The organism is Vibrio sp. 1727 (genome assembly GCF_033344415.1).
Lineage (GTDB): Bacteria > Pseudomonadota > Gammaproteobacteria > Enterobacterales > Vibrionaceae > Vibrio > Vibrio alginolyticus.
The window spans coordinates 1-503 of record NZ_JAWPOT010000719.1; the positions used below are offsets into that span (position 1 = coordinate 1).

The following is a 503-nucleotide window of genomic DNA, read 5'->3' on the forward strand; positions in this document are numbered from 1 at the left end:
ACCGTATTGCCTTTTTCTAGTTCTTGCTTAGCTAAAATCACAATGTCTTGTGAGTCAGGGTACAATACCTCACTGTCTGCAGTGTTAAACGGCAGGCCCGCCAGTTCTTCTTGATATGCAGACCAACCTGTACCAGCTGTTGTCCACGTTTTAGAGTCAGCTTGTGCTTCTTCCGCCAAACGAGCTGGTGGAATCACACATTCTTCATCAACACCCATCCATTCGCCGTTTTCTTGGCGAGAATAACGTGCCCAGTAAACTTCGCTCATGCGCGCATCAATCGCTACAGCAACATCAGTTGCACCATGCAGGCGGTAGCTTGCTTGTGCCATCGCAGCCAATGTTGAAACACCAATCATCGGCAGTTCTGCACCAAATGCTAGGCCTTGAGCGATGCCAATACCGATACGAACACCAGTAAAGCTACCAGGGCCACGGCCAAACGCTAGAGCATCCAAGTCTTGTAGAGTTAGACCCGCTTCTTTCAGCACTTCGTCAACCAT

Annotated in this window: 1 protein-coding gene; it reads right to left on the minus strand. The window is 49.3% G+C overall.

The annotated features are described in order from the left end of the window. On the minus strand, nt 1-503 hold a 503-nt coding region (gene tsaB / locus R8O10_RS27800), incomplete at both ends, for a tRNA (adenosine(37)-N6)-threonylcarbamoyltransferase complex dimerization subunit type 1 TsaB (protein WP_318192306.1).